Annotated in this window: 23 protein-coding genes and 1 pseudogene; 16 read left to right on the plus strand and 8 right to left on the minus strand. The window is 59.3% G+C overall.

The window, feature by feature from the left end:
- Positions 1 to 87: 87 nt before the first annotated feature.
- Positions 88 to 2,676, plus strand: a complete 2,589-nt coding sequence (locus tag ACTG2J_RS21200) for an ATP-binding protein (protein WP_439989152.1) — start codon at positions 88 to 90, stop codon at positions 2,674 to 2,676.
- A complete protein-coding gene (locus tag ACTG2J_RS21205; RefSeq protein WP_005357169.1) occupies positions 2,676 to 3,359 on the plus strand; it encodes a response regulator in 684 nt (227 codons plus the stop codon). Before ACTG2J_RS21200 ends, ACTG2J_RS21205 begins: the two co-directional genes overlap by 1 nt.
- A gap of 4 nt (positions 3,360 to 3,363) precedes the next feature.
- Here ACTG2J_RS21205 and ACTG2J_RS21210 read toward each other — a convergent pair whose 3' ends face one another.
- Positions 3,364 to 4,491: a multidrug effflux MFS transporter gene (locus tag ACTG2J_RS21210; RefSeq protein WP_439989151.1), complete on the minus strand. Its 1,128-nt coding sequence runs from the start codon at positions 4,489 to 4,491 to the stop codon at positions 3,364 to 3,366.
- A 92-nt stretch (positions 4,492 to 4,583) separates the two neighbouring features.
- On the opposite strand from ACTG2J_RS21210, the gene ACTG2J_RS21215 reads away from it, so the two are divergent.
- Complete coding sequence (locus ACTG2J_RS21215; RefSeq protein WP_101530236.1) at positions 4,584 to 5,408, plus strand: AraC family transcriptional regulator; 825 nt, start codon at positions 4,584 to 4,586, stop codon at positions 5,406 to 5,408.
- Here the strand turns inward: ACTG2J_RS21215 and ACTG2J_RS21220 are convergent.
- A complete protein-coding gene (locus ACTG2J_RS21220) occupies positions 5,338 to 5,571 on the minus strand; it encodes a hypothetical protein (protein WP_101530237.1) in 234 nt (77 codons plus the stop codon). The genes ACTG2J_RS21215 and ACTG2J_RS21220 overlap by 71 nt on opposite strands.
- Positions 5,572 to 5,864: 293 nt before the next feature.
- Here ACTG2J_RS21220 and ACTG2J_RS21225 point away from each other — a divergent pair, with 293 nt between their 5' ends.
- Positions 5,865 to 7,115, plus strand: a complete 1,251-nt coding sequence (locus ACTG2J_RS21225; protein WP_113740555.1) for a valine--pyruvate transaminase — start codon at positions 5,865 to 5,867, stop codon at positions 7,113 to 7,115.
- Positions 7,116 to 7,187: 72 nt separating this feature from the next.
- Here ACTG2J_RS21225 and ACTG2J_RS21230 read toward each other — a convergent pair whose 3' ends face one another.
- Together ACTG2J_RS21230 and ACTG2J_RS21235 are read right to left on the minus strand one after the other, a co-directional pair.
- Positions 7,188 to 7,628, minus strand: coding sequence for an Hsp20 family protein (locus tag ACTG2J_RS21230; protein ID WP_005339297.1), 441 nt, complete (start codon positions 7,626 to 7,628; stop codon positions 7,188 to 7,190).
- A 92-nt stretch (positions 7,629 to 7,720) separates the two neighbouring features.
- Positions 7,721 to 8,134 (minus strand): Hsp20 family protein, encoded by a 414-nt coding sequence (locus ACTG2J_RS21235; protein WP_041210487.1) that lies wholly within the window; start codon positions 8,132 to 8,134, stop codon positions 7,721 to 7,723.
- A gap of 280 nt (positions 8,135 to 8,414) precedes the next feature.
- Between ACTG2J_RS21235 and ACTG2J_RS21240 the strand changes: the two genes are divergently transcribed.
- From ACTG2J_RS21240 to ACTG2J_RS21255, 4 genes are all read left to right on the plus strand, one after another.
- Positions 8,415 to 9,185 (plus strand): MBL fold metallo-hydrolase, encoded by a 771-nt coding sequence (locus tag ACTG2J_RS21240; RefSeq protein ID WP_113740554.1) that lies wholly within the window; start codon positions 8,415 to 8,417, stop codon positions 9,183 to 9,185.
- Positions 9,186 to 9,276: 91 nt separating this feature from the next.
- Positions 9,277 to 10,236: a helix-turn-helix domain-containing protein gene (locus ACTG2J_RS21245; protein WP_113740553.1), complete on the plus strand. Its 960-nt coding sequence runs from the start codon at positions 9,277 to 9,279 to the stop codon at positions 10,234 to 10,236.
- A 65-nt stretch (positions 10,237 to 10,301) separates the two neighbouring features.
- Positions 10,302 to 11,006, plus strand: coding sequence for a helix-turn-helix transcriptional regulator (locus tag ACTG2J_RS21250; protein ID WP_439997865.1), 705 nt, complete (start codon positions 10,302 to 10,304; stop codon positions 11,004 to 11,006).
- 66 nt (positions 11,007 to 11,072) lie between these two features.
- Positions 11,073 to 11,450 carry a VOC family protein gene (locus tag ACTG2J_RS21255; protein WP_157161694.1) on the plus strand — a complete coding sequence of 126 codons (378 nt, stop codon included), beginning with the start codon at positions 11,073 to 11,075 and terminating at the stop codon, positions 11,448 to 11,450.
- Between the two features lie 122 nt (positions 11,451 to 11,572).
- Here ACTG2J_RS21255 and gyrB read toward each other — a convergent pair whose 3' ends face one another.
- The 4 genes from gyrB to dnaA all read right to left on the minus strand — a co-directional run bounded on the left by gyrB (position 11,573) and on the right by dnaA (position 17,644).
- Positions 11,573 to 13,984 (minus strand): DNA topoisomerase (ATP-hydrolyzing) subunit B, encoded by a 2,412-nt coding sequence (gene gyrB / locus ACTG2J_RS21260; protein ID WP_005357188.1) that lies wholly within the window; start codon positions 13,982 to 13,984, stop codon positions 11,573 to 11,575.
- Positions 13,981 to 15,084 carry a DNA replication/repair protein RecF gene (gene recF, locus ACTG2J_RS21265; RefSeq protein ID WP_005339305.1) on the minus strand — a complete coding sequence of 368 codons (1,104 nt, stop codon included), beginning with the start codon at positions 15,082 to 15,084 and terminating at the stop codon, positions 13,981 to 13,983. Before recF ends, gyrB begins: the two co-directional genes overlap by 4 nt.
- A gap of 2 nt (positions 15,085 to 15,086) precedes the next feature.
- A complete protein-coding gene (gene dnaN / locus ACTG2J_RS21270) occupies positions 15,087 to 16,190 on the minus strand; it encodes a DNA polymerase III subunit beta (protein WP_005339306.1) in 1,104 nt (367 codons plus the stop codon).
- Positions 16,191 to 16,273: 83 nt separating this feature from the next.
- Positions 16,274 to 17,644, minus strand: coding sequence for a chromosomal replication initiator protein DnaA (dnaA, locus tag ACTG2J_RS21275; protein ID WP_043820694.1), 1,371 nt, complete (start codon positions 17,642 to 17,644; stop codon positions 16,274 to 16,276).
- 311 nt (positions 17,645 to 17,955) lie between these two features.
- On the opposite strand from dnaA, the gene ACTG2J_RS21280 reads away from it, so the two are divergent.
- From ACTG2J_RS21280 to mnmE, 8 genes and pseudogenes are all read left to right on the plus strand, one after another.
- Entirely contained in the window at positions 17,956 to 18,714 is a 759-nt protein-coding gene (locus ACTG2J_RS21280) for an amino acid ABC transporter substrate-binding protein (RefSeq protein ID WP_113740552.1), read from the plus strand.
- Positions 18,715 to 19,383, plus strand: coding sequence for an amino acid ABC transporter permease (locus ACTG2J_RS21285; RefSeq protein ID WP_013724235.1), 669 nt, complete (start codon positions 18,715 to 18,717; stop codon positions 19,381 to 19,383).
- An 87-nt stretch (positions 19,384 to 19,470) separates the two neighbouring features.
- Positions 19,471 to 20,205 carry an amino acid ABC transporter ATP-binding protein gene (locus tag ACTG2J_RS21290; RefSeq protein ID WP_113740551.1) on the plus strand — a complete coding sequence of 245 codons (735 nt, stop codon included), beginning with the start codon at positions 19,471 to 19,473 and terminating at the stop codon, positions 20,203 to 20,205.
- A 270-nt stretch (positions 20,206 to 20,475) separates the two neighbouring features.
- On the plus strand, positions 20,476 to 20,610 hold the full coding sequence (gene rpmH / locus ACTG2J_RS21295; protein ID WP_005307156.1) for a 50S ribosomal protein L34: 135 nt from the start codon (positions 20,476 to 20,478) through the stop codon (positions 20,608 to 20,610).
- Positions 20,610 to 20,968, plus strand: a pseudogene (gene rnpA, locus ACTG2J_RS21300) (ribonuclease P protein component). The gene rpmH and the pseudogene rnpA overlap by 1 nt, the downstream one beginning before the upstream one ends.
- A complete protein-coding gene (gene yidD, locus ACTG2J_RS21305) occupies positions 20,935 to 21,183 on the plus strand; it encodes a membrane protein insertion efficiency factor YidD (protein ID WP_075116235.1) in 249 nt (82 codons plus the stop codon). Before rnpA ends, yidD begins: the two are co-directional and overlap by 34 nt.
- Positions 21,184 to 21,188: 5 nt before the next feature.
- Positions 21,189 to 22,835, plus strand: a complete 1,647-nt coding sequence (gene yidC / locus ACTG2J_RS21310) for a membrane protein insertase YidC (protein WP_439997866.1) — start codon at positions 21,189 to 21,191, stop codon at positions 22,833 to 22,835.
- Between the two features lie 98 nt (positions 22,836 to 22,933).
- Positions 22,934 to 24,295 carry a tRNA uridine-5-carboxymethylaminomethyl(34) synthesis GTPase MnmE gene (mnmE, locus tag ACTG2J_RS21315; RefSeq protein WP_042063286.1) on the plus strand — a complete coding sequence of 454 codons (1,362 nt, stop codon included), beginning with the start codon at positions 22,934 to 22,936 and terminating at the stop codon, positions 24,293 to 24,295.
- Positions 24,296 to 24,305: the final 10 nt, after the last annotated feature.

Consider the following 24,305-nt stretch of genomic DNA (forward strand, 5'->3'; position numbering starts at 1 on the left):
AACGGGCAGTTGGCTCGATAGGGATAACAATGGCTGATGTAGCAAGCGCTGACGCCCTGCTGACGAGTCTGATGCAGGAGCATGGGGATGCGTGATGAGGTAAGGGCTGACGCCCTGCTGGCAAGTCTGGAGCAAGAGCACAAGGGCAAGCTGAAAGTCTTTCTCGGGGCCGCCCCCGGCGTGGGCAAGACCTACGCCATGTTGCAGGCGGTGCGGGAACAGGCCAAGGAGGGGGTCGACATCCTGATCGGCGTGGTGGAGACCCACGGCCGGCAGGAGACACTGGCCCTGCTCGACAAACTCGCAATCCAGCCGCGCAAGATCCACATGCACCGCCAGCAGCGACTGGAAGAGATGGATCTCGACGGCCTGCTCGCCCGCAAACCGGCCATCGCCGTAGTGGACGAGCTGGCACACAGCAACGCCCCCGGCAGCCGCCACGAGAAGCGCTGGCAGGATGTGGAGGAGCTGCTCAACGCAGGTATCGACGTCTATAGCACACTCAACGTCCAGCATCTGGAGAGCCTCAACGATCTGGTGTGGCAGCTGACCGGGGTCAGGGTCAAAGAGACCCTGCCCGATCAGGTTCTGCTCGATGCAGACAGCATTATCCTTATCGACCTCCCCCCCAAGGAGCTACTCGGCCGCCTGCGCGAAGGGAAGGTTTATGTACCCCATCAGGCCAAGGCCGCCTTGCAATCCTTCTTCTCCCTCAACAACCTCACTGCATTGCGGGAGCTGGCGATGCAGACCGCCGCCAGCCATGTGGAGGGCGATCTGCAACTGCAATGGCAGGCGGCGGGCAAGAGCACCTTGCCGCTGCGGGGCAAGCTGATGGTCTGCCTCGGCAACCAGCACGGGGCTGCGCTGGTGCGCTATGGCCACCGCTTTGCCCAGCGTCGCCAGCTACCCTGGCTGGTAGTGCACGTGGATAGCAATGGCCGCAGCTCGGCCGACGTGGAGCAAGCGCTGGCGCTCGCCTCCCAGTTGGGCGCCAAGGTGCTGACCCTCTCCAGTCCGGCGGTCGCCAATACCCTGCTGGAGACTGCCGAGCAGCAGCAGGTCTCCCAGCTGCTGCTCGGCAAACCGCACAAGGCGCCGTGGCGTCGCTCGCTGGTGCAGCACCTGCTCAAGCAGGCGCAGGGGCTGGAGATCACCCTGGTCGATACCGAGAAGCAGAAACACAGAGTGGGGATGCGCGTCCCGACCCCGAAGGATATACACCACAGCATGCTGGCAGTGGTGATCATGGGGATCACCTCAGCCGCCGCTTGGGGGCTCTCCTACTGGCTGCCACCAGCAGCGTTGCCGCTCATCTTTGTACTGGGGGTGCTGGCGACGGCCCTCACCACCAGTCTGGTTCCCGCCACACTGGCGGCGGTGCTGGGCTTTATCGCCCACAATCTGCTCTTCACCGCCCCCTACTTCTCCCTGAGCGTCGCCAACCACAGCGACCTGCTCACCCTGTTCGTGCTGCTTATCGTCGGCATGACGGCGGGGCGCCTCGCCTCCCGCCAGCGCCAGCAGCTGATAGGCCTGCGCGAGACCCAGCAGCTGGGCAATGCCCTGCTCTCCCTCAGTCAGGGGCTGGCGACCGCCAACAGCCCGGAGGAGGTGCTCAGACAAGGGGCGCAAGCGATCTCGCTGGCGCTGGGCCAGCCGACCGTAGTGATCGACAAGGATTTTCACGACCGCCTCGGCAACGAGAAACACAGACCCGGCCAGACCGACAAGGCGGCCATCGACTGGTGTCTGGCCCAGAAGCAGAGTGCCGGAGCCCACACTGCCACCCTCAATGCCGCCGAGGCCCAGTATCACCACCTCAGCGATGACCTGGTGATCGGCATAACACTGGCCAATCCGCTCTCCTCCTCCGCCGAGCATCAGCTGCAGGCGCTGCTCACCGACATTCGCGCTGCGCTGGCGCGGATCGACCTCAACGAGCGGCTGGCCGACAGCCAGTTGCAGGCGGAAACAGATCGAATGCGGGCCGCCCTGCTCTCCTCGGTCTCCCACGACTTGAAGACGCCGCTGGCCACCATCATGGGTGCCGGCAGCACTCTGCTGGAATATGGTGACCGGATCCCGCCGGATGATCGCAACGAACTGCTCCACTCGGTACAGGAGGAGGCTCGCCGCCTGCACAGCTATGTGCAGAATCTGCTGGATATGACCCGCATCGGCTCCCCCGACTTCCAGCTGAAACGGGACTGGGTCGATCTGGCGGATCTGGTGGAAAGCGCCCGCAAGCGGCTCGACTCCTCCTGGCGCCAGCACAAGCTGCTGGTCCATTTCGATCAGCATGTGCCCCAGCTCTATGTCCATGGCGCCCTGATCGAACAGGTGCTGGTCAACATCCTCGACAACGCCTCTCGCTACTCGCCGGCAGGCACCCCCATCGAGTTCAAGGTAATGGTGGCCGAGCCAGACCTCATCATCGACATCATCGATATCGGGGTCGGTATCGCCGAGTCGGATCGGGAGAAGATCTTCAATCTCTTCTACACCCAACCGGTGGGCGATTGCGGCAGCCGTGGCACCGGGCTTGGCCTCGCCATTTCCCGCGCTATGATAGAGGCCCACGGCGGCAAGATTTGGGCCTTCTCCGGCCCCAATGGCAACGGCACCTGCATGCGCATCTCCCTGCCGCTCGCGCTCAATTCACCGGAGGTCTGATGGCGCACATTCTGGTCATAGATGATGAAGCGGCGATCCGTCGCTTTCTGCGGATCAGCCTGATTGCCGAGGGGCATCAGGTGAGTGAGGCGGTGGGGGTCAATGAAGGGCTGGAGCAGTATCGCCACCTCAACCCCGATCTGGTGATCCTCGATCTCGGTCTGCCGGATGGCGATGGCATTCAGGTGTTGCAGGCCATTCGCGAACACCACCCCAATCCGGTACTGGTGTTGTCGGCCCGTGATTCGGAGCAGGAGAAGGTGCGACTGCTGGATGCCGGTGCCAACGACTACATGAGCAAGCCGTTCGGCATCGGTGAGATGATGGCACGTATTCGCGTGCTGTTGCGCCAACGTGCTGGCGTCAGCAGCGGCGAGCGACGCCACTTCCCCCAATGCGGCCTGACGCTGGATGTCAGCAGCCACAAGGTAACCATGAAAGACGAGGAGATCCCTCTCTCCCGCAAAGAGTTCGCCCTGCTGCAAGCGCTGGTGTGCCACCCCGGCAAGCTGGTGATGCAGACCCAGCTGCTCAACGACATCTGGGGGCCGAGCCACAAGGAGGACACCCACTACCTGCGCATCGTCATCGCCAGTCTGCGCAAAAAGCTGGGGGATAACCCCCAGCAACCGACGCTTATCGAGACCGAATCCGGTATCGGCTACCGCTTTATCGGCAACTGACGTTTCACGTGGAACGACGCCCGCTGCAAATCAGCGCCAGCAGACCGCAGCCACTCAGCAACAGGCCGAGCTCCTGCAATCCGGCCGCCACCGCCAACCCCAGACTAAGCAGCAGGTAGTAGCCAAGCCCGAACAGGGCACCAGCACTGCCCGCTACCTCGCGATAGGCCAGCAGCGCCTGACTCAGCACATTGGGGATAGCCAGCCCGAAGGCCACCACCACACCCATCATGGGCAACAGAAACCAGAGGTTGCCCTGAGTCACCCATACCAGCAGCCCGGCAACCAGCGCCAGAGCGCAAGCCAACCTGACCAGAGATGACGGCAGCCACCCCCTCCCCAGCAGATGCTTGTTGAGCAAGCTGCCGAGCAGAGTCGCCAGCGCCAGCAAGATCCCCGAATAGCCAAACTCGCCGGTGCTCAATCCCAATCCGGCAAACAGGAAGGGGGCCAGACTGTAGTAGCCAAACAGCATAGTGTTGAACAGGGCGACCAGCATGGCACTGCGCCAGAGTCCGCCATCCTTCATCATCCGGCGCGCCAGCAGCCAGAGCGCGACCCGCTGGCTGGTGGCCGGACGGGTTTCCGGCAACTGCCAGCAGGTCACCAGCAGCAAACCTACCGCCAGGACCAGCAGACCGCTGAACACCCCGAGATAGCCGAACCCGCTCGCCAGCTGGCCGCCACTGAGCAACCCCAGCACCGGGCTCAGGGAGAGCGCTATGCCCATCACCGAGAAGACCCGCGCCAGATCGCTGCCCTGATAGCTGTCGCGCAGCATGGTCTGGGTCACCACAGAACCCACGGCGTCGCCAAAGGCCGAGATAACCCGGGCCAGCAGCAGGGTTTCAAACTGGTTGGCCAGCAGCGCCAGCAAGGTGCCGACACCATAGGTGAGCAGACCCGCCAGCATGGCGGGACGCCGCCCTATCAGATCGCAGAGCCGTCCCCAGCAGACCACGCCCACCGCAAACGCCAGAAAATAGACCGACAGGGTCTGGGATGCCTGCCCTTCGCTCACCTGAAACTGGGTAGCAATGTGGGTCAGGACCGGGCTGTAGATGGTCTCCACAATTTGGGGAAACATCATCAATCCCACCACCAGCCAGAGCGGTGGCAACTTGTTGTTCATGACAAACCTCCTTCACAAGAGGTCGCCATTCTAGAGAGATGTCGATTGTCTGATTACAATAAGTAGGACTATAAACATCAAAAATCGGACATATGGCCTTTATTCTTCCCGATCACCCTTTTGAGCCCGACCAGCTGACCGGCAGCGTGATCGGCATTGCCTCCGCCCTCGGTTGGCACGACTCGGGCATGCATCAGCATCAGCGCCACCAGCTGTTGTTCGCCCAATCCGGCTGCATGACCATGGAGCTGGAAGGCCGAGTCTGCCTGCTGCCGCCCACCCGTGCCGCCTGGCTGCCTGCAGGCACCGCCCACCGGGTACTGATGCGCGGTGTGGTGGCCTACCGCTCACTCTACTTCCAGCCGCACCCCGAGTTGCCCGGCACGGTGGAGGTGCTGGCGGTCAATCCGCTGCTGCACGAACTGATCGAGCGGATGGCGCTCTGGCCGTGGGACAAACCGCAAGAGCAGCAACAACGGACGGTGGCACTGTTTATGGAGGAGTTGGGGCAGGCGCCGCGGGAGTCGTGGCAGTTGCCGCTGCCAACCGATCCCAGACTGGGCGACTGGCTACAGCAGTTGAAACGGGGAGATGCCCTGCCCGATCGGCTCAACCGGCTGGCCGAGCGGGTGGGTGCCAGTGACAAGACCATTGGCCGCATCTTCATGCGGGAGACCGGCATGAGCTATCAGGCGTGGCGTCAGCAGTGGCGGCTGTTGCGCGCCATGGAGCTACTGGCAGAAAGCGAGTCCATCAGCCGGATTGCCGTTGCGCTGGAGTTCTCCAGCGACAGCGCCTTTATCAGCTTCTTCAAACAACATTCGGGACAGACCCCCCTGCGCTACCTCAGCTCTCGGGGTGAGTCGCCACAGCCTGACTCGCCTCCACCACCAGGGTATCCAGCGCCAGCGGCTTGAGATTGTGCAGCGCATCCTGCACCACGGCATGTGATGCCTGTTGCAACTCGCTCTGCACATCTTGCTCCAGCTGGGCACTCTCCAGCTCGGGCCGCGGGTTTTCGTTGGCCATCACGTTCAGGCTCAGGGCACTCACAATCAGGGTAACGATCAGGCTTTTCATCTGGTTTGCTCCGGTATGGTTGAGATGACCAGATAGCTATTCCAATAGTTGTGCCAATCCTCACGCAATTCATAACATGATGATTTTGTTTAAATTAACTATATCTCGATACCAAATTGAGTCGCAAAATGCATCCCGCTCGGTCATTTTTAAACCAACAGTTGGTGCTTTTAACCACGCTTGATTTTTGCACCATGTTCCACGTGGAACGTCCCATCTTTTTGATCGACACCCGCTTTTAAACTGAGCTATGGTGCTACATCCCCGTAACTCAAATCTGGATCTGTCACTGAATGGAATTTTCCTTGTTCGGCGAGAAGTTCACTCGCCACGCCGGTATTACCCAACTCATGGATGACCTCAATCAGGGGCTGACCAATCCGGACGCCATCATGCTGGGTGGTGGCAATCCGGCCCCCATCCCCGCCATGCTGGAGCGCTTTCAGGCCGAGGCCAAAACCCTGCTCGACAACGGCGAACTGGTGAAGGCGATGGCCAACTACGATGGCCCGCAAGGCAAAGACAGGTTCACCAGGGCGCTTGCCGGACTGCTCAGCAAGGAGCTGGGCTGGGATATCTCAGCCCGCAATATCGCCCTGACCAACGGCAGCCAGAATGCCTTCTTCTACCTGTTCAACCTGCTGGCCGGTGAATTTGCTGATGGCCGCAAGAAGAAGGTGCTGTTCCCGCTCGCCCCCGAATACATCGGCTATGCCGACTCGGCGCTGGCCGACGACTACTTCGTGGCCTACAAGCCCACCATCGAGAAACTGCCCGATGGCCAGTTCAAATACCACGTGGATTTCGAGAGCCTGCAGGTGGGCGACGATATCGGGGTGATCTGCGTCTCCCGCCCAACCAACCCCACCGGCAATGTGCTGACCGATGAAGAGATCGAACACCTCGATCAGATCGCCCGCGACAAGGGGATTCCGCTGCTGATCGACAACGCCTACGGCGTCCCCTTCCCGGGTATCATCTTCAGCGAAGCCAAGCCGTTCTGGAACGCCAACACCATCCTCTGCATGAGCCTCTCCAAGCTGGGCTTGCCGGGCACCCGCTGCGGCATCGTCATCGCCGATGAGAAGATCATCCAGGCCATCACCAACCTGAGCGGCATCATCAATCTGGCGCCGGGCAGTCTGGGGCCCGCCATCACCATCCCGATGATCGAGAGCGGCGAGATCATCGCCCTCAGCGAACAGGTGGTGAAGCCCTTCTATCAGCAGAAGGCGGAGCTGGCGGTGCAGCTGCTGCGCGAAGCGATCCCCGACCCGCGCTTCCATATCCACAAGCCTGAAGGGGCTCTCTTCCTCTGGCTCTGGTTTGAAGATTTGCCGATCCACTGTCAGGAGCTCTATGAGCGACTGAAGGCGAAGAACCTGCTGATCGTGCCGGGTCACTACTTCTTCCCCGGCATCGACGACTCCGAGTGGCGCCACAGCCAGGAGTGCGTCCGCCTCAACTACTCCCAGAGTGAGGAGCTGGTTCGTCGCGGCATCGCCATTCTGGCCGATGAAATCAATGCCCTCTACGCCGGCTAAATCAGTCCGGCCAGCCAAAAACAGAAAGGCCTGCAGATGCAGGCCTTTATTGTTTATCGCAATCCGGTTTGCTTAGCCGGGCAGCGCCAGCTGCTCGGGTTTACCGATGGGGATGGCGCGGGGCTTGAGCGCCTCCGGCAACTCGCGAGCCAGGTCGATGGTCAACAGACCATGCTCCAGCTTGGCGCCCTGCACTTCCACGTGCTGGCTCAGCTTGAAGGCGAGCTCGAAGTCGCGCTCGGCAATCCCCTGATGGAGGAACTGACGCTCACCGGCCGCAGCCCCTTTGCGCCCCTTCACCTTGAGGGTGCCGTTTTCGGTCTCCAGCTCCAGCTCTTCGCGCTCGAAGCCAGCCACGGCGACCGTGATGCGATAGCCATCCTGATCGCGCTTTTCAATGTTGTACGGGGGGTAAGCGGCGGTCTTCTGCTCGAATAGACCTTCCAGCTCACGGGCCATCCGCTCGAAGCCGACGGCGTTGGAATAGAGATGAGAAAAATCGAGGTTACGCATAATCCTATCCTTCTAATAAGCAACAGGTTCAACTCTCCACAGGCCCGTCATCGGCACCCGGGGAATTTTAAAATTTCAGTGAATTCAGGCTATCAGCCGTTGATCTCGATCTTGCGCGGCTTCATCGCCTCGGGCACTTCACGCACCAGCTCGATGTGCAGCAAGCCGTTTTTCAGATCGGCCCCTTTAACCCGCACATAGTCGGCCAGCTGGAAGCGGCGCTCGAAACCACGTTCGGCAATCCCCTGATAGAGATAGTTACGCTCGGTATCGGCCTGCTTGTTGCCCTTCACCGTCAACAGATTTTCCTGGAAGCTCAGCTCCAGCTCTTCCTGGGTAAAGCCCGCCACCGCCATGCTGATGCGGTAGTCGTTGTCACCCAACTGCTCGATGTTGTAGGGGGGATAACCGGCATTGCCATTGCTGGCCGCAGATTCGATGAGATTGGCCAGACGATCGAAACCGATGGCAGAACGATAGAGCGGAGAAAAGTCGATAGAACGCATAGTATTACCCTCTTGTGAGCGATAACGGATTGTTTGCCCTCCTTATGGACGGGCGCCTGGTCGAAACCTCTGTCGAGCGTTCCGGCCTTGTTACCTATATAGGGGCTCACTTTTTCCTTTCAAGGGGATTTTTTCGAATTTTTTAAATGGCCGCACCGACCTGTAGAACATCAACCTGTTGGCCCGATAGTGATGATAATCGACCCGTGGGCCACTGATGGCAATGCGCTCCGCACTCCATAATTGGTTGCATATCCACCAGCCAACATGGAGCCATCTCATGAAGATTACCCAGGTTCGCAACGCCACCTTGCTGCTCGACTATGCCGGCACCCGCTTTCTGATCGACCCCATGCTCTCGGCCAAGGGAGCCTTCCCCGGCTTTGAAGGCACCGCCAACAGCCATCTGCGCAATCCGCTGGTCGAGCTGCCGCTACCGATCGATGAGCTGGTCGATGTGGACGCCGTGATCGTCACCCACGACCATCCCGACCACTGGGATGATGCCGCCAGAGCCCTGCTCCCCAAGCATCTGCCGCTCTTGGTGCAACATCAGAAAGATGCCGATGCCATTCGTGCCAGTGGCTTTGAGGATGTGCGGCTGCTGAGCGACCAGCCCGAGTTTGCCGGCATTCGCCTGCAACAGACCGGTGGCCAGCACGGCAGCGACCAGTTGATGGCGGTACTGGGCGAGCGCATGGGAGAGGTATGCGGCGTGGTCTTCTCCCACCCCGATGAACAGTGCCTCTATCTGGCCGGTGATACCATCTGGCATCCCCGGGTCGAGCAAGCCCTGCAACAGCATCAACCCGAGGTCATCATCCTCAACTGTGGCGATGCACAGGTGCCCGGACTCGGTTCCATCATCATGGGTAAGGAGGATGTCGCCGCCGTTTATCAGGCCGCACCGCAAGCCACGCTGATCGCCAGTCATATGGAGGCGGTCAACCACGCCGTGCTGTCACGCCAGGAGCTACGCGACTATCTGGTGGACCGGGGCATGATGGATCGGGTACGGGTGCCGCAAGATGGCGAGGCGATATCGCTATGATCCACAAGAGAGCCATGTCAGACATGGCCCTTCGGCTTTCACAGCCAAACGCTTATGATGAGTGGTCTGCGCGCAGAGAGGAGCCAACACCATGACCACCCCGATCGTTGCCGTGGTGACCTTCGATCACTTCAGCCCTTTTCACTGCGCCGTCCCCTGTCTCATCTTCGGCGACATCCTGCCGCGCCAGCCGCTGTTCGAGCTCAAGATCTGCTGCGGTGATGGCAACCATCATGCACACTCGGCGCAAGGCTTCACCATTCAGGCTCCTCATGGGCTGGAGGTGCTGGCCGAGGCGGAGATCATCGTCATCCCCTTCTGGCACGACCCGGCAGCACAGCCACCCGCAGCACTGCTCGATGCCCTGATTGCCGCCAGAGCCAGAGGTGCCCGGCTGGTCGGGCTCTGTCTTGGCACCTATGTGCTCGCCTACGCCGGACTACTTAATGGTCGCAAAGCATCGACCCACTGGGAGTACGAACAGGATTTCTGCCGCCGCTTTCCCTGCGTGCAGCTCGATACCAACGCCCTCTATGTGGATGACGATGGGCTGGTCACCTCGGCAGGCACTGCCGCCGGGTTGGACTGCTGCCTCTATCTGGTACGCCAGTACCACGGCTCGGCCATCGCCAACAAGGTGGCGCGGCGGCTGGTGATCCCGCCTCACCGGGAAGGGGGCCAAGCCCAGTTTATCGAACAGCCGGTGCCCGCCTCCACTCGCGATGTCAGGATGAACCAGTTGCTCGATCACCTGCGTGCCCATCTGGCCGAACCCCACACCCTGGATTCTCTGGCGGCCCACACCCTGATGAGCCGCCGCACCTTTACCCGCCGTTTTCATCAGGCTACCGGCCTCTCGGTGGGTGAATGGCTGCTGGCGGAGCGGCTCAGGCGCAGTCAGGAGCTGCTGGAGGTAAGCGGCCATTCCATCGATCGCATCGCCGAGCTGGTCGGCTTCAAGAGTGCCACCTCCCTGCGCAATCACTTTCGAGCCCGCTTTGCCATCTCCCCCAGCGAGTGGCGACGATCTTTTCGTGGCAACAATGTCTGATGACATCCTCTATACCCGCTCACTCCGCTATGGCAGGCTAACCAGAAATCCCGAGGAGTCATCCCATGTCCCGTTCCGAACGCCTGCTGGCCCTGCTCCAGCTGCTGCGCGGCCACCGTTACGCCATTACTGGCGCGGAACTGGCCAGCCAGCTTGGCATCAGCCTGCGCACCCTCTATCGGGATATCGCCACCCTGCAGGCACAAGGAGCCCATATCGAGGGCGAATCGGGGATCGGCTATGTGTTGCGTCCCGGCTTCATGCTGCCGCCACTGATGTTCAGTGAAGAGGAGCTGGATGCGCTGGTGCTGGGGTCACGTTGGGTAGTCGCCCACGGTGACGGAGCCTTGAGTGCATCGGCCAGCAGTGCGCTGGCCAAGATAGAAGCCGTGCTGCCCGCCGACTATCGCCAGCAGCTCCAGAGCAATGCCCTGCTGATCGGCACCTCCCGCAGCGACCGACTCACCGATGAAGCCCCGCTGCGCTGCGCCATCCGCCAGCAACGCAAGGTGACCCTGAGTTATCGTGACCTCAAGGATGAGGCCTCTGAGCGTACCGTCTGGCCCTTTGCCCTCGGCTACTTCGAACAGGTGCGGGTACTGGTAGCCTGGTGCGAACTGCGTCAGGGCTTTCGCCACCTTCGGGTCGATCGCATCACCCGGATGCAACCGCAAGATTGCCGCTATCCAAAAAGCAGAGAGAGCCTGCTGAAGAAGTGGCGCACCACCCAGCAGATCCCGCAACCGAAATTCATTGCTGACAGAAACTGACAGCAGGTAGCACCATGCTGACGGGGTCGGCGCCAATGCGCCATCTCATCAGCAAGGAGCATCACCATGTTAGTTCCCCAGTTCACCATCCTCTACGTTGCCAACCCGACCCGCAGTGCGCTCTTCTACCGCCAGCTGTTCGGGCGTGAACCGGTGGAAGAGTCACCTACCTTTGCCATGTTCGTATTCGAGTCAGGCGCCAGACTGGCGCTCTGGTCCAGTACCACCGTCGAGCCAGCCGTTACCCAAAGTGCTGGCGCCATGGAACTGGCCTTCTCGCTGCCTGATGAAACCAGTGTCGATTCTGGCTTGTCAGAGTGGCAAGCTCGTGGCCTGACCATCATCCAGCAACCAACCCGGATGGAGTTTGGCTATACCGGCATGGCTCTTGATCCCGATGGCCATCGCCTGCGACTCTACTGCCTGGCACCAGAACTGAGCTGAGTTATAACCATCAACACCAAGCAGTTTCATGTTTCACGTGGAACGTGCCATTTCCCCGCCCCTGAAAATAAAAAAAAGCCGCTCACAAGGAGCGGCTTTTTATATCGAACTGACTGCGTCGATTAGACGTCGAGGTTGGCTACGCGCAGGGCGTTGGTCTCGATAAAGTCACGACGGGGCTCAACGGCATCACCCATCAGGGTGGAGAAGAGCTGGTCAGCACCGACGGCGTCGTCGATGGTGACGCGCAGCATGCGACGGGCTTCCGGATCCATGGTGGTTTCCCACAGCTGGTCCGGGTTCATCTCTCCCAGCCCTTTATAGCGCTGGATGTAGATGCCGCGTTTGCCTTCGCCCATCAGCCACTCGACGGCTTCTACGAAATTGGCAACCGGCTTGACCTTCTCGCCACGCTTGATGAAACCACCTTCCTCGATCAGGTTGGCGATCTCCTTGCCCAGCGAAACCAGCTGACGGTATTCACCGGACTGCAGGAAGTCGTAGCTAAGCGGATATTCGCGGTCGACACCGTGCTGACGTACCACGGCGTGCGGCACGTACAGGCTGCGCTCTTCATCACGACGAACCTGGATCTGGTATTGGATACCGTGGTTGCTCTCGTTGAGCACGGCTTCCATACCCTGACACCAGGCCAGCAGATCGCTCTCGCTGTTCAGCAGCGCTTCGTTCAACTCCGGCTGATAGATCAGCTGGGTCAGCACGGCTTCTGGCGCACGACGAGACATGCGGGTGATCAGGTGAGTCACCGAGCGGTGCTGGTTGACCAGACGCTCCAGCGCCTCGCCACCGATAGCCGGGGCAGACTCGTTGACGTGCAGGGTAGCACCATCCAGCGCCATGGCGGTCTGGTACTGCAGCAGCGCGTCTTCGTCTTTCAGATACTGCTCCTGCTTGCCCTTCTTCACCTTGTAGAGCGGCGGCTGGGCGATGTAGACGTAGCCACGTTCGATGATTTCCGGCATCTGACGATAGAAGAAGGTCAGTAGCAGGGTTCGGATGTGCGCACCATCGACGTCCGCATCGGTCATGATGATGATGTTGTGATAACGCAGCTTGTCCGGGTTGTACTCGTCGCGACCGATACCGCAACCCAGTGCGGTGATCAGGGTGCCCACCTCTTGCGAGGAGATCATCTTGTCGAAACGGGCCTTCTCCACGTTCAGGATTTTACCCTTGAGCGGCAGAATGGCCTGGTTCTTACGGTTGCGACCCTGCTTGGCGGAACCGCCAGCAGAGTCCCCTTCCACTATGTAGAGTTCGGAGAGAGCCGGGTCTTTTTCCTGACAGTCAGCCAGCTTGCCGGGCAGACCGGCGATATCCAGCGCGCCTTTGCGGCGGGTCAGTTCGCGGGCTTTGCGGGCCGCTTCACGGGCACGGGCCGCATCGATGATCTTGTTGACCACGATCTTGGCATCGCCCGGGTTTTCCAGCAGGAAGTCAGCCAGCTTCTCACCCATCGCCTGTTCAACGGCGGTCTTCACTTCGGAAGAGACCAGCTTGTCTTTGGTCTGAGATGAGAACTTGGGATCCGGCACCTTGACGGAGATAACGGCAATCAGACCTTCACGCACGTCGTCGCCACTGGCGGCAGACTTGGCCTTCTTGCTGTAGTCCTCTTTGTCCATATAGGAGTTCAGAGTACGGGTCAGCGCGGTACGGAAGCCAACGAGGTGAGTACCACCATCCCGCTGCGGGATGTTGTTGGTGAAGCAGTAGACCCCTTCCTGATAGGCGTCGTTCCACTGCATCGCCACTTCAACGCCGATACCATCCTGCTCGGTGGTGAAATGGAACACCTTCGGGTGGATCGGGGTCTTGTTCTGGTTCAGGTATTCAACGAACGCCTTGATGCCACCCTCGTAGCAGAAATGCGCCTCGCGGCCATCACGCTCGTCTTGCAGACGGATGGAGACACCGGAGTTGAGGAAGGAGAGCTCGCGCAGGCGCTTGGCCAGGATCTCGTAATGGAACAGGGTATCGCTGAAAATGGCAGGGCTCGGCCAGAAGCGAACTTCGGTACCGGTGCCGGTGCTGTCGCCAATCTGCTTGAGCGGCGCCTGCGGCTCACCCAGATGATAGGTCTGCTCGTAGACGTGGCCGTTACGACGAATGGTCAGCAACAGCTTGTCAGAGAGGGCGTTAACGACTGAGACACCCACGCCGTGCAGGCCACCGGAAACCTTGTAGGAGTTGTCATCGAACTTACCGCCAGCGTGCAGCACGGTCATGATGACCTCTGCGGCGGAGCGGCCCTCCTCCTCATGCATGTCTACCGGGATACCCCGGCCATTGTCACGCACAGAGACAGAACCGTCGGAATGGATCTTGACCAGAATATCGGAGCAGTAGCCAGCGAGCGCCTCGTCAATGGAGTTATCGACGACCTCGAACACCATGTGGTGCAGACCCGAGCCATCATCCGTATCGCCGATATACATCCCCGGGCGCTTGCGGACCGCATCCAGGCCCTTCAGCACCTTGATATTCGAGGAGTCGTAAGTATTTTCACTCATAGCTTACTCTCTGCCTTCTCTAACGTTTCGGAGATTTTACCCTGTTCCACGTGGAACAACTTGCAGTCATTCGCATCCATCATGTCTGCGAGCTGACCGGTGTCGATGGCGGTGATAAACACCTGGGACGCACACTGCTTCAGCCTTGCGGCCAGCAAGCGGCGCTTGTCAACATCCAGTTCAGAGGCAAAATCGTCAATTAAAAAAATACAGCCACGGCTGCTATGTTGATTCAAATAGAGCCCTTGGGCCAGTCGCATGGCGCAGACCAGCAACTTCAGCTGACCCCGGGACAAAATATCCTGAGCGGGTACCCCGTTCGCCTTGAGGCGCACATCGGCTTTCTGTGGACCGACACCGGTATAGCCCAGCGCCCGATCCCGCTCAAACCCCGCCTCCAGCAGATCGCCGAGGGGAGTATCTTTCTCCCAGCCCCGGTAAAAGCCGAGACTGATATCGAATTCCGGCAGAAAATCCGCCGTCATCTCCTTGATCAGGGGCGTAATGGCCTGACAATAACTGGCGCGAAACTCGGCCAACTCACCCCCGAGCCGCACCAGCTCCTGATCCCAGAATGCCAGCTGGCGGTACTGAGTGCTCTGGCGCAATAGCGCATTGCGCTGTTTCAGCAGCCGCCGCACTCGCCCCCAAAGGGCAAAGAAGGTCGGCTCCTGATGGAAAACACCCCAATCGAGCCAGGCGCGGCGAGCCTGAGGCCCGCCCGTCAGCAGGTTGAAGCCATCGGGATGGATCAACTGCACCGGCAACAGCTCCGCCAAATCGGCCAGCCGCTGGGCCTGCGCCCCGGCAATCTTGAGCTGGGTCTCGCCACTCTTGTCTTTGGCAAGACCGATCGGTACCTGACGCCCCTCCAGCTCGCACTGGGCAAACAGGGTAAATGCCCTCTCCCCCTGGCGGATAACCCGCCCGGTCAAATGAGTGCGAAAGGAGCGCCCCAGACCAAGGTAGTGAATGGCTTCCAGCACGCTGGTCTTGCCGCTGCCATTGCACCCGACCAAAATGTTGAGGCCGGGCGACAGCTTGAGACTGGCTTGCTGGATATTGCGAAAGTCGCTGAGCTGGAGTTTGACCAGGGACACGACTAGATCCGCATCGGCATCACCACGTACTGAGCATCCTGATGTTCAAAATCCTCAATAATGGCACTGCTGATGGAATCGCTCAGGCTAATCCGAATTTGGTCACATTTTAACGTATTCAGCACGTCGAGCACATAAGAGACGTTAAAGCCGATCTCCATCTCGCCAGCGGCATATTGTACGTCAAGCAGCTCTTCGGCTTCTTCCTGTTCCGGGTTGTTGGCGGTGATGCGCAGCAGGTTTTCCTGCAGATTGAGACGCACCCCACGGAATTTCTCGTTGGAGAGGATGGCGGCACGGGCAAACGCCTGACGCAGATCCTCACGGCCGGCGATGAGCGCCTTGTCGCTGTTGCGCGGAATGACGCGGCGCCAGTCCGGGAAGCGGCCATCCACCAGCTTGGAGGTGAAGATGAAGCCGTCCAGCGCAGCCCGCAGGTTGCTGCGACCGATCTGCAGCCGCACCGGCTTGTCTTCCGCCTCCAGCAGACGCACCAGCTCCAGTACCCCTTTGCGCGGCAGGATAACTTGATGATCGGGCAGCGATTCCCCTACTACCTCGCGGCGGCAGGTGGCCAGACGGTGACCGTCGGTCGCCACGGTGCGCAGACCGTGACCTTCGCTCTCGAACAGCATGCCGTTCAGGTAGTAACGCACGTCCTGACTGGCCATGGAGAACTGGGTCGCATCGATCAGCTTCTTCAGCTCCAGCTGGCTGATATCGAACTCGAGCACGGATTCCCAATCCTCGATGTTCGGATACTCGGTCGCCGGCAGGGTCGAGAGGTTGAAGCGGGAACGACCGGAGCGGATGATCAGGCGCTCGCCTTCGGTATTGAGACGGATCTCGGCGCCTTCCGGCAGACCACGGCAGATATCCAGCAGCTTGCGCGCCGGTACTGTGGTGCGGCCATCTTCGCTGGCCCCGTTCAGATAGACCTGACCGATCATCTCTACTTCGAGATCGGTACCGGTCAGTGACAGCAGACCGTTGCTGACATCAAGCAGCACGTTGCCGAGGATCGGCAGGGTCGGTCGGCCGCCGAGGGCGCCGGACACCAGTTGCAGAGGACGTAACAGGGCCTCACGGCTAATTTCGAGCTGCATCTGTGCTCTCCGTTGTGATTAGGAGGAAAAGATTCGGATCAGGTTGGAATATTCGCGCTGCATCTGTCCACTCGATTCCGTTATCAGGAAGAAAGGGTACGGATCAGGTTGGAATAGTCCTCCTTGATGTCGTGACTCTCCTCCTTCAGCTGCTCGATCTTGCGGCAGGCATGAAGAACGGTAGTGTGGTCACGGCCACCAAAGGCATCACCTATCTCCGGCAAACTGTGGTTGGTCAGCTCCTTGGCCAGTGCCATCGCCAGCTGGCGCGGACGGGCAACAGAGCGGGAACGACGCTTGGAGAGCAGATCCGCCAGCTTGATCTTGTAGTACTCCGCCACCGTCTTCTGGATATTGTCGATGGTGACCAGCTTCTCCTGCAGTGCCAACAGGTCGCGCAGCGCTTCGCGTACGAAATCGATGTTGATGGCACGGCCGGTGAAGTTGGCGTTGGCGATCACCCGGTTGAGGGCGCCTTCCAGTTCACGGACGTTGGATCGCAGACGTTTGGCGATGAAGAAGGCCACTTCGTCCGGCAGATGGATCTGGTTCTCATCAGCTTTGCGCATCAGGATCGCGACGCGGGTCTCCAGCTCCGGCGGTTCGATCGCCACGGTCAGGCCCCAGCCGAAGCGGGACTTGAGGCGATCCTCGACACCGTTGATCTCCTTCGGATAGCGATCCGAGGTCAGGATGATCTGCTGGTTACCTTCCAGCAAGGCATTGAAGGTATGGAAGAACTCCTCCTGGGAGCGCTCCTTGTTGGCGAAGAACTGGATGTCATCGATGAGCAGGGCATCGACGCTGCGGTAGTAACGCTTGAACTCTTCAATGGCGTTGTTTTGCAGCGCTTTCACCATGTCCTGAACAAACCGCTCGGAGTGCATATAGATGACTTTGGCATCTTTTTTACTCTCCTTGATGGCATTGCCAACGGCGTGCAACAGGTGGGTTTTACCCAGGCCGGTGCCGCCATAGAGGAACAGCGGGTTGTAAGCACCACCCGGATTGTCCGCTACCTGACGAGCAGCCGCACGCGCCAACTGGTTGGACTTACCCTCGACGAAATTCTCGAAGGTATAGTTCACGTTGGTATTGCTCTTGTGGTTCGGCTCGGGCTTGGCTTCAGCCTTGCTTTCCCAGCTCTTCTGCAAGTTATTCACAGGCGCGGTACCCTGTACCGGCGCTCTGGCGACAGCAACAGGATGGGGACGATTGCCTATATCAAAACGCAGGGCGGGGCCGTCGACCCCGCAGAGTTCGTTGATGATGCCGTTAACCCGGATGAGATACTTGTCTCGTACCCAGTCCAGAACAAAGCGATTCGGTGCATACAGGGTCAGAGTATTGTCACTCAACTCCGCTTGAAGCGGCCGGATCCACATGCTGAATTCTGCCGAGGGCAACTCATCTTGCAGCCGGTTAAGGCACTGCTGCCATAGCGAAGCAGTCACTCTAAACTCCTGTCGATTGATTAACTAAAGACCGGCTATTCTACGTTTTTAGCTGCCGGATCTCCAGCCATCGCCCGGTGGATCCAGCAAATAAGATCCTTGACTTTCAAGGATCCAGCGCCTTTGGATCGGATTTCATCCCCAAAGTTACCCACAGCTTGATCCACTGCTGCAACTGGCGGATCTCGTGCTGCACTCCTGTTATTTCATATAACCAAATGTCATTTATTTTTTAAATTTTATTCCAATAACATCAGCGCCAAAGCAGTGATTACAACTACAAATACAAGACATTGAGAGAGAGAAAACCCATGAAAACTTCCATCAAGCTTATTTCCGGCGCAGCCATCCTGCTCGCCACCCTGTCCGGTCAGGCCATTGCCCAGGAGACCATCAAGGTCGGCATGTCCGGCAAATATTTCCCGTTCACCTTCGTCAAGCAGGACAAGCTGCAGGGTTTTGAAGTGGATATGTGGAACCAGATCGGCGAGCGCACCGGCTACAAGGTCGAATTCGTGACCGCCAGCTTCTCCGGCCTGTTCGGCATGCTGGAAACCGGCCGCATCGATACTATCTCCAACCAGATCACCATCACCGACGAGCGCAAGGCGAAGTACGACTTCTCCCAGCCTTACGTCTATGACGGCGCCCAGATTGTGGTACGCAAGGGCAACAACACCATCCACGGCATCAAGGATCTGGAAGGCAAGAAGGTGGCCGTGAACCTGGGTTCCAACTTCGAAGAGCTGCTGCGCAAGAACGACCCGAACAAGAAGATCGATATCCGCACCTATGACTCCGCCTTCGAGCAGGATGTTGCCCTGGGTCGCATCGATGCCTTCGTGATGGACCGCGTCTCCACCGCCCAGCTGATCAAAGAGTCCAAGCTGCCGCTGCAACAGGCTGGCGCACCGTTCGAGACTATCGAGAACGCCCTGCCCTTCCTGAAGACCCCGGAGAAACAGGCGCTGCTGAAGAAGGTCGACGAGGCCCTGACTGCCATGCGCAAGGATGGCTCCCTGCGTCAGATCTCCGAGAAATGGTTCGCTTCCGACATCACCGACAAATAAATGATGGAATTTGACCTCGAATACACGCTGGGGCTGTTTCCCATCCTGCTCAAATATCTGGGCACCACGATGGAGATGGCCCTGTGGGGATTCGTGCTGGCACTCGTACTCTCGCTGGCCCTGGCGATAGTACGGGTGTTTCGCGTCCCCGCGATTCACTGGCTGGCGATGCTCTATATCTCGTTCTTTCGGGGTACACCGCTACTCGTTCAGCTGTTCCTGCTCTACTACGGACTGCCGCAACTGTTCCCGATCTTCGTGGGGATGGATGCCTTTACTGCCGCCATCGTCGGTCTGACCCTGCATTTCGCCGCCTACATGGCCGAGTCGATCCGAGCAGCCATCCTCGGCATTCACAAAAGCCAGATGGAAGCGGCGCTCAGTATCGGCATGAGCCGTTATCAGGCGATGCAGCGGATCATCCTGCCGCAGGCGGCACGCATCGCCACCCCGTCGCTGATGAACTACTTCATCGACATGATCAAGAGCACCTCGCTGGCCTTCACACTGGGAGTGGCCGAGATCATGGGCAAGGCGCAGATGGAAGCCTCCTCCTCCTTCAAGTTCTTCGAGAGCTTTATGGCGGTGGCGCTGATCTACTGGGTGGTGGTGATCTTCTTTACCCGCTTGCAGCACCTGCTGGAAATTCGTCTCAACCGTGCCTATTAGGGGTTTGCCATGACAAAGCAACTGACCCGCTTGCAATGCACGCCGGAAGTCCGTTTTAACACTGCGCCTGTTTAAAGGAGGGCTCTCATGATCAAGCTAACCGGCCTCTCCAAGGCATATCACGGCAATCAGGTGCTCAATGGCATCGATCTGGAGGTCAAAAAGGGGGAAATTGTCGTCATCATCGGTCCCTCCGGCACCGGCAAGTCGACTCTGTTGCGCTGCCTGAACCTGCTGGAGACCCCGGATGCAGGTTCGCTTGCCATCGACGATCTGCAGCTCAATCTGGCAAATGCCAGCGAGCAGCAGGCGATCGAGCTGCGCAAACGGGCCTCCTTCGTGTTCCAGAACTACGCCCTGTTTGCCAACAAGACGGCGCTCGACAACATCGCCGAAGGGCTGATCACCGTCTGGAAGCAGCCAAAATCGGAGGCCCGCGCCACAGCGCTCGGCATCCTCAAGGACATTGGTCTCGCCGACAAGCAGGATGCCTATCCGGCCTCCCTCTCCGGCGGCCAGCAGCAACGGGTCGGCATCGGTCGGGCCATGGCGGCCCACTCCAAGGTGATCCTGTTTGACGAACCCACCTCGGCGCTCGATCCGGAATGGGTCGACGAGGTTTTGGGACTGATGAAAGAGTTGGCCCGCCAGCACCAGACCATGGTGGTGGTGACTCATGAGATTGAATTTGCTCGTGATGTTGCCGATCGGGTGATCTTCATGGAAGGGGGGCGGATCGTCGAGCAGGGCCCGCCGGATCAGATATTGGTCGATCCCAAGGATCCCCGTACCCGGGAGTTCTTGCGGAAAGTCCTTAAATAGCTCTCTCTTTGGCGGCCTGGCCGCCTTTTTTATTGAGGGATCCCTTGTTTAACCCCGGGTTGCCAGTATAATCCGGAGCCCTTGATCCTCTGGATCCTCACGCTCGGCAGCGGCCTTTTCAAGACCACGGCAGGATGAGAGGGAACGGCGGATTGACTAAAAGCCGAACTCTGTTTAGAATTCGGCCTCTTTTGCTAGTCGTCACACGCTATAGCTGGCGCGTCGGCTAAGTGTGACAATCAAAACTGTACAGAAATACGGAATCGAATCATGAAACGTACTTTTCAACCGTCCAACCTGAAGCGCAAGCGCTCTCACGGTTTCCGCGCCCGCATGGCAACTGCCAACGGTCGTAAAGTTCTGGCCGCTCGTCGTGCCAAGGGTCGTGCCCGCCTGGTAGTCTAATGCCTACCCAGCACACCTTCTCTCGGGAGTTCGTCTGTTAACTCCCGAACACTTCAAACGCGTTTTCGCCGAGCCTGTCCGGGCCGCCTCTCCGCAGATTACCCTTCTCGCTTCTCCCAATTCGCTCGAACACCCTCGTCTTGGTCTCGCTGTGCCCAAAAAAGCACTCAAGCGTGCCGTTTGGCGTAATCGTGTCAAACGGGTGGTTCGGGAAAGTTTCCGCCTCAAACAACATCAGCTGCCCGCTATCGACATCGTGGTGATCGCCAAGGCCGGTGTGAAAGAGATGGATAACGAGGAACTGTTCAAGTTACTGGAAAAGCTATGGCGCACCCTGTCACGCCGTTGCAATGGGTAGCTATCAAACTGATACGCCTGTATCAGCTAATCATTAGCCCTCTGCTCGGGCCGCGCTGCCGTTTTACCCCAACTTGTTCCCAATTTGCGATAGAAGCCATCCGACTTCACGGTTTCATAAAAGGCGTTTGGTTAGCCAGCAAACGTCTATTAAAATGCCATCCCTTATCCGAGGGTGGTTATGACCCGGTTCCGCAACCAAAGCGAAGAAACTGAAAACTATGGAATCACAACGCAATCTACTCCTGATCGGTTTGCTGTTCGTGAGCTTTCTGCTCTGGCAACAGTGGGAGTCCGACAAGGCTCCGAAGCCGGCCCCGACTACCGTGGCCCAAACCGAACATTTCGTACCTGAAGCCGGTCAGACCGGTGATATTCCTCAGGTTTCCGAGCAAGCCAATGCGACTGCCGCACGCAAGCTGATCACCGTCTCCTCTGACGTGCTCAAGCTGACCCTGGATACCCAGGGTGGCGACATCGTGTCTGCCGAACTGCTGTCTCACAAACTGGAAGAGGGCAAGGACCAACCGTTCGTGCTGCTGACCAGCAAGCCCGAGCACCTCTATATCGCCCAGAGCGGTCTGGTGGGTCGCAACGGTCCGGACAGTCAGGCCGAAGGTCGTCCTACCTATGAAGCCGCCCAGACCAGCTATCAGCTGGCCGATGGTCAGGATCAAGTCGTCGTTCCGATGACCTGGACCGACAGCAAGGGCGTGGTCTTCACCAAGGAGTTCATCCTCAAGCGTGGCGATTATGCCGTTGGCGTTGATTACAAGATCGACAACAAATCTGCCGAGCCGGTTCAGGTGCAGTTCTATGGTCAGCTGAAGCAGACCGTAGCCACACCGAAGGATCAGGAAGGTCATGCCATGGTAGCCAGCGCTTACCGTGGTGGTGCCTTCTCCACTGAAGATACCCGCTACAAGAAGTACACCTTCGACGAGATGAAGGATGCCGACCTGAACAAGACCACCAAGGGTGGTTGGGTCGCCATGCTGCAACACTACTTCGTCTCTGCCTGGGCACCGAATGCCGACGATACCAACAGCTTCTACAGCCGTGTGATCCCGGGCAAAGGCCAGGCCATCATCGGTTACAAGGCGCCGCTGGTTGACGTGGCTGCCGGCCAACAGGCTGAAGTGACCAGCAAGCTGTGGGTTGGTCCCAAGCTGCAAGACCAGATGGCCAAGGTGGCTAACCACCTCGACCTGACCGTCGACTACGGCTGGCTGTGGTTCATCGCCCAACCGCTGCACTGGCTGCTGACCGTGTTCCACGGTTTCGTCCAAAACTGGGGTCTGGCCATCATCATGCTGACCCTGCTGGTACGCGGCATCATGTTCCCGCTGACCAAGGCCCAGTACACCTCCATGGCCAAGATGCGCATGCTGCAACCCAAGATTGCGGCCCTGCGCGAGCGCTTCGGCGATGACCGCCAGAAGATGTCTCAGGGCATGATGGAGCTGTACAAGAAGGAGAAGGTCAACCCGCTGGGTGGCTGTCTGCCGATCCTGGTTCAGATGCCGATCTTCATCGCCCTTTACTGGGCACTGATGGAGTCTGTTGAGCTGCGCCACGCGCCGTTCGCCCTGTGGATCACTGACCTGTCAGTGAAGGACCCCTTCTTCGTGCTGCCAATCCTCATGGGTGCCTCCATGTGGTATCTGCAGAAGATTAGCCCGACCACCGTAACCGACCCGATGCAGCAGAAAGTGATGCAGTTCATGCCGATCATCTTCACTTTCATGTTCCTCTGGTTCCCGGCTGGCCTGACTCTCTACTGGCTGGTGAGCAACGTCATCTCCATCATCCAGCAGACCATCATCTATCGTCAGCTGGAGAAGAAAGGACTGCATTCACGCAGCTAATCTTCCCGTGATGACAAAAGAGGCGGCCTTCGGGCCGCCTTTTTTATTACAATGTCCCCACTACGTTTTCCTATCAGCGAACAAACGAGCCAAGCAAGATGACAACAGATACGATCGTGGCCCAGGCCACCGCGCCAGGCCGTGGTGGCGTCGGCATAGTCCGGGTCTCCGGCCCCGCCGCCGAACAGGTCGCCGGGATAGTGCTCGGCAAGCTCCCGCGGGTGCGCTACGCCGAATATCTGCCGTTCAGGGATGAGCAAGGCCAGGTACTGGATCAGGGCATCGCCCTGCTGTTCAAAGCCCCCAACAGCTTCACCGGCGAGGATGTGCTGGAGCTGCAGGGCCACGGCGGCCCCGTCATCATGGACATGCTGATCCGCCGCATTCTGAAAATCGACGGCATTCGTCCTGCCCGGCCCGGCGAGTTCAGCGAGCGCGCCTTCATCAACGACAAGCTGGATCTGGCCCAGGCCGAAGCTATCGCTGACCTTATTGAAGCCTCCAGCGAACAGGCCGCCCGCAGCGCCATGCACTCCCTGCAGGGGCAGTTCTCCAGCAAAATTCAGCAACTGGTGGAGAGCCTGATCCGGCTGCGCATCTATGTGGAAGCGGCCATCGACTTCCCGGACGAGGAGATCGACTTCCTCTCCGATGGCAAGGTGGCGGGCGACCTCTACGCCATCATGTCCGAGCTGGACGATGTCCGCGGGGAAGCCAAACAGGGCGCCCTGCTGCGGGAAGGGATGAAGGTGGTGATCGCCGGTCGTCCCAACGCCGGCAAATCGAGCCTGCTAAATGCCCTGGCGGGCCGTGAGTCGGCCATCGTCACCGAGATCGCCGGTACCACCCGCGATGTGCTGCGCGAGCATATCCATCTCGATGGCATGCCGCTGCACATCATCGACACCGCCGGTCTGCGCGACACCCAGGACAAGGTGGAACAGATCGGTATCGAGCGCGCCTGGGCCGAGATCGAACAGGCCGACCGGGTGCTGTTTATGGTGGATGGCACCACCACGGACGCGGTCGACCCGCGGGAAATTTGGCCGGAATTTGTTGATCGGTTGCCAAAAAACATCGGCCTCACTGTCATTCGCAACAAGGCCGACCTGACCGGCGAGGATCTGGCACCGAGTCAGGAGCAGGGCCACGCCGTCTACCGCATCTCCGCCAAGACCGAGCTGGGGCTGCCTGCCCTGCGCGAGCACCTGAAGGCTTGCATGGGCTTCCAGGGCAACACCGAAGGAGGCTTTATGGCCCGCCGCCGCCATCTGGATGCGCTGGAGCGCGCCGCCGAGCGCCTGCTGGTGGCCAAGGAGCAGCTGGAAGTGTTCGTGGCCGGTGAGCTGGTGGCCGAAGAGTTGCGCCTGGCGCAGGAGTCCCTCTCCGAGATCACCGGCGAATTCAGCTCCGACGATCTGCTGGGCCGTATCTTCTCCAGCTTCTGCATCGGCAAGTAAGCCGGTTCGG

It is taken from the genome of Aeromonas sp. 6P (genome assembly GCF_051919525.1).
GTDB classification, from domain to species: Bacteria; Pseudomonadota; Gammaproteobacteria; order Enterobacterales; family Aeromonadaceae; genus Aeromonas; species Aeromonas veronii.